Origin of the sequence: Collinsella aerofaciens (assembly GCF_015552075.1) — a bacterium.
GTDB classification, from domain to species: Bacteria; Actinomycetota; Coriobacteriia; order Coriobacteriales; family Coriobacteriaceae; genus Collinsella; species Collinsella aerofaciens_Y.
Window position 1 is genome coordinate 1 of sequence record NZ_JADNDZ010000122.1, and the last position, 4,694, is coordinate 4,694.

The 4,694-nt window shown below is 59.6% G+C and carries 4 protein-coding genes; 1 reads left to right on the forward strand and 3 read right to left on the reverse strand.

Going from position 1 to position 4,694, the window contains the following annotated elements; all coding sequences use genetic code 11:
* Positions 1 to 155 precede the first annotated feature (155 nt).
* The 3 genes from I2D41_RS09755 to I2D41_RS09765 all read right to left on the reverse strand — a co-directional run bounded on the left by I2D41_RS09755 (position 156) and on the right by I2D41_RS09765 (position 3,041).
* Complete coding sequence (locus tag I2D41_RS09755) at positions 156 to 1,556, reverse strand: phosphoglucomutase/phosphomannomutase family protein (RefSeq protein WP_195364359.1); 1,401 nt, start codon at positions 1,554 to 1,556, stop codon at positions 156 to 158.
* Positions 1,557 to 1,714: 158 nt separating this feature from the next.
* Positions 1,715 to 2,608 carry a homocysteine S-methyltransferase family protein gene (locus tag I2D41_RS09760; protein ID WP_006235725.1) on the reverse strand — a complete coding sequence of 298 codons (894 nt, stop codon included), beginning with the start codon at positions 2,606 to 2,608 and terminating at the stop codon, positions 1,715 to 1,717.
* A gap of 10 nt (positions 2,609 to 2,618) precedes the next feature.
* Positions 2,619 to 3,041, reverse strand: a complete 423-nt coding sequence (locus I2D41_RS09765) for a metal-dependent transcriptional regulator (RefSeq protein WP_040359600.1) — start codon at positions 3,039 to 3,041, stop codon at positions 2,619 to 2,621.
* A 120-nt stretch (positions 3,042 to 3,161) separates the two neighbouring features.
* Here I2D41_RS09765 and pepT point away from each other — a divergent pair, with 120 nt between their 5' ends.
* Entirely contained in the window at positions 3,162 to 4,409 is a 1,248-nt protein-coding gene (pepT, locus tag I2D41_RS09770; RefSeq protein ID WP_195364360.1) for a peptidase T, read from the forward strand.
* The last annotated feature ends 285 nt before the right edge of the window (positions 4,410 to 4,694 follow it).

The window sequence follows — 4,694 nt, forward strand, 5'->3', positions numbered from 1 at the left end:
GCCGCGCGGCAAGGAGATATATTGCCAGACCGGAGGGGCCCCGGGGGCGGGAATCTGGGCGTACACATTTCCTACACATCTTGGGATCCGACTAACGTTTGCCAGCCGTTACCTACCGCTCGCCGAGCATCTCTTTATATAAGGCAGTCTCATGGTTAAAGCGGATACGTCCCCCTAGCTAAAGCACAGCCAGCATCGAGCAACTCATCACGTTCTTCCACCGAGAACCCCTCGGCGTAGACGCGCACCACTGGTTCGGTCCCGCTAGGACGAACCAGCAGCCACGTGTCATCCTCGAATGCCAAACGCAAGCCATCCATATGACTAACGTTTTGCGGCACCTTGCCACAAATCGACTTGGGGTTTACGCCCGGCAGCAGGGTTCGTAACGTTTCGGCATCTTCGGCCTCAAGGCGCAAATCCCGTCGACCGTAACTCGTCTTACCAAAACTGTCCTCGAGTTGGTCGACCAGAACGCCCAAAGGCGCGTCCGTCTTAGCCATAAGCTCACACAGAATCAGACAGGCGAGGATTCCATCGCGCTCGGGCATATGCGCGGCGATGCCGATACCACCGGCTTCTTCACCGCCTATGAGGACGCCGCCCTTCTTCATCTCCGCCGCTATATATTTGAAACCGACTGGTTTGACGGTCACGCGGCAGCCAAGCGCCTCGGCAATGCGACGCACGAGCGTCGAGCATGAAAGATTGACGACGACGCGCCCCTCCAAATTACGAAATTGAACCAAGTCGCCCAAAACGAGCGCCATGATCTGATGCGGATGTATATATCTGCCGCGCTCGTCAACCGCACCGATACGGTCGGCGTCGCCGTCGGTCACCAGACCAGCGCAAGCTCCGTCATCGATAACCGTGCGCTCGCAAGCGTCCACCCAAGGCTCAACGGGGTCGGGGCAGATATCTTCTTGGTCAGACGCCTGCCCGGCGTGAATCTCGTGCACCTCAACGCCAAGCTCGCGCAGCAAGTCGGCTAGATAACCCTGGGCTGCGCCGCCCATGGGATCGACAACCACGCGCAGGTGCGCGCCGCGGATGGCTTCGGCATCGACAAACGATGCCACCGCCTGCATATAGTCAGGAATGATATCCGCGGTGCGATATTGCCCCTCGATCCCCATTGGCTCGGGAGCCATGGTCTCTTCGAGCTCTTCGATGACATCCTGGTTGGCGGTCGAGCCGTCACCCATGCGAATCTTGAGGCACAGATAACCCTGCGGATGATGGGACCCCGTCACCATGAGCGCGCCGCACGCCCCACCGTCATAAGCCGCCGCCCACGTAAGGGCAGGGGTCGGAACAGGTCGCGAAGCGAGCACGGCGTCCAGCCCGTGCGCTGCTAGCACGCCCGCCGCAAGCTCAGCGAACTCGCTCGCCAGGGGCCGGGTGTCGAGCCCTATATATACCGTTTTGCCCGGATTGGTCTTTTGCCACAACTCGCCGACGGCATCGGCGATACGGGCAACGTTATCGGCAGTGAAGTCCTCATCGACGCGAGCGCGCCAACCGTCAGTTCCAAAATGAATTATCGCGCACACGCGCAGACACCTCACAGTGTTTGGATCATGGTACGCGTGAGGTATACCCGCAACACGCACTCAGCAACCTGCCGGCACCAGCATTCACCATTTGGGCAAATGCTGCCGAGGACATGCAAGCAATAAAAAAACCGCCCCGTATGGAGCGGTTTTGCCCTTTATATATCGAGCGCCTCGGCCATCGCTGCCGTAGTGATTGCCGTGGTTCCACAGCAACTGCCCACCATTGCGGCGCCGGCATGTCTCCATTCGATGCATGCGCGCGCGAAAGCTTCGGGATTCTCGTGCCATACGGGGCCATCCTGAGTCTGGACCGGATCGCCTACGTTGGGACGCACCGTAACGGGAGTAGTCGCCGATGCAACCATCCTGGGCACCGCCGCATTCGCGGCCGCAAGCGAACAGCAATTAACACCAACCGAGTTTGCGCCGTGTTTTTCGGCGTACAAAACGGCTGCCTCGATGTTGAGGCCATCGCCCAGCAGGTCGCCTTTATCGTCAACGACAAAACTCACCAGAACAGGCATGCCGTCGGCGGCATCTCGGGCGCCGGCAAGCATGGGCTGCAGATTACGGATAGACGTCACCGTCTCGATCAGCAGACCGTCAACACCAGCATTGAGCAAGGCGTGCGCCTGTTCACGCGCAATGCCGCGGATTTCACGATACTCGACAGAGTCCTCGGCAAACCACTCAATACCGATCGGGCCCATCGAGCCCAGCAGTAGCTGAGGGTGCGCCTGGCGGGCATCGTCGACGGCCCCGCGATTGACCTCCGCCACGGACGGCGCAATCTGGTCGTGCTTGAGGGCATAGCTCGATGCCTGAAAGGTATTGGTAATGAGCACCTGCGCGCCGGCGGCGACATACAAGCGATGGATACGAGAAACGGTCTGCGGCTCTGCCAGATTCCAAAACGCCGGTGGAATGTCGGCGGCATCGTACTCACTCAACAAAACACTGCCCATGGGGCCCTGCGCCAACAAGGTCTCGCTCGACAAGCGGCGCGTAAGTTCCTCGGCACCAAAGCGGTTGTAATAACTCGTATCCATATATATCCCGCTATTCCTCGACGCTGATTCCCTGCTTTTCGAGATAGGCGAGCCAGCGGCTCATCGTGTCCTCGGATAGCGCATGCTCCATCATGCAGGCCTCGGAATCGGCTCGCTCAAATTCGACACCGAGCTCCTGAACCAAAAACGTGCGGATGAGGCGATGACGGTACCAGATAGCCGTGCCAACCTCGCGGCCGCGATCGGTCAGGATCACCTTGCCGTAGTGCGATTGCTCGACAAGCTCGGATGCCTTGAGAGCCGAAACCGCTTTATTGACCGATGCCTTGGAGACGCCAAGGCGCTGCGCGATGTCGACCGATCGAACGCCGTTGGTTTCCCCCTCTTCGCTTTCAATGCGAACCATGCACTCCAAGTAGTCTTCGTTCGCCACCGTCAGATGTAGTTCGCGCGAGCTATTTGTCGTATCCATGATCTTCCGTCCCTTCTGCATTCAATGGCTGATTCTACCCCATCCAAGCGTCGCGGTATGCCGTGGCATACCGTGCTAGAGTTCTTGTTGCACACGACGACCAAGATTGGAGCGGTCTTTATGGAAAACACCACCACGAACCCCGATGTCCTCGAGCGCTTTTTGCGCTACGTCCAGATCAACACGCAGTCCGAGGATGCAAACTGCGACCAGGTACCCTCGAGCGCCGTTCAGTTTGACCTTGCCAACGTGCTGGCTGAAGAGCTGCGCGAGCTTGGTGCGGAAGATGCCCACGTGACCGAGCACGCCTATGTCTGCGCGCATATCCCCGCAAGTGCGGGCGCTGAGGACAAGCCCGCCCTGGGCCTGATCGCCCATCTCGACACCACCGAAGTTGCACCGGGTGCCGGCGTGAAACCGCACATCGTACACTACGAAGGCGGCGACCTGGTCTGCGGCACGGTTGACGGTAAGCCCGTTGCCATGAGTACCGCCAAGCTTCCCGCCCTGAACGACCTCGCAGGTGAGGACCTGGTCTGCAGCGATGGCACCACGCTGCTGGGCGCGGACGACAAGGCAGGCGTCGCCGAGATCATGTCGCTTGTCGCGCGTATCGCTCAGGACCCTTCTCTGCCCCATCCCGCACTCGGCATTTGCTTCTGCCCTGACGAGGAGATCGGCCACGGAGCCGAGCTGTTGGATATCGATACCTTTGGCTGCAAGTACGCCTACACGGTCGACGGCGGCCCCATCGGCGAGCTGGAGTGGGAGTGCTTCAATGCCGCCGAGGTGACCGTCCGCTTTGAGGGCCAGTCCATCCACCCGGGCGACGCCAAAGGCCGTATGGTCAACGCAGGCAATCTGTTCTGCGACTTCAACGCATTGCTCCCCTACGTGCAGCGCCCGGAGTATACGGAAGGCTACGAGGGCTTTTATCACCTTGAGGGTGTATCTGCGACCGTCGATCACGCCACAGCGCGCTATATCGTCCGCGACCATGACGCCGCCAAGTTCCAGCAGAAACTCGACCTTATTGATGCCGCTGCCTCGATGCTCAACCAGCGTCTGGGTGAGGAGCGCGTGACGGTCGAGATTAAGCAGCAGTATCGAAATATGGCCGAGATCGTTCGTGACTATCCCGAGCTTATTGATGTTGCCAAGGAAGCCTACCTTGCCTGCGGCGTTGAGCCCCAAGTGCTGCCAATTCGTGGCGGCACCGACGGCGCCCAGCTGTCGTTCCGCGGTCTGCCCTGCCCCAACCTTTCCACCGGCGGCTATTGCTACCACGGCGTCAACGAGTTCGTCCCGGTCAGTTCGCTCGTCAAGATGACCGACGTGCTCCAGGAGCTCGTCGCCCGTTTCGCATAAGACTGGCCGCATAAGCCCAAAAGACGAATCGCCCCGTCCTCAACCGAGAACGGGGCGATTTTTTGCTGCAATGAGAACAGGTTGACGCGCGCCAGCGTCTTGACGCAAGGAGCGTCCCAAACTGCCGGCACATGAGGAACGTCCCCAAGTGCCAAGTGCATCAAGAGTGTCCCCTTTGACCAGTCGTTTAAGAACGTCCCCAATGACTAACGTCGCAGGTTGAGGACGGGCAGCGAGCGGGTCGCATTTGAGACAAGGTGACGTGAAACGAAAGGGCGCTGACCT

What these genes read in the sequence shown, in the direction of transcription:
- pepT (WP_195364360.1), top strand. Translation starts at nt 3,162, where the DNA reads ATGGAAAACACCACCACGAACCCCGATGTCCTCGAGCGCTTTTTGCGC.
- I2D41_RS09760 (WP_006235725.1), bottom strand. Translation starts at nt 2,608, where the DNA reads ATGGATACGAGTTATTACAACCGCTTTGGTGCCGAGGAACTTACGCGC.
- I2D41_RS09765 (WP_040359600.1), bottom strand. Translation starts at nt 3,041, where the DNA reads ATGGATACGACAAATAGCTCGCGCGAACTACATCTGACGGTGGCGAAC.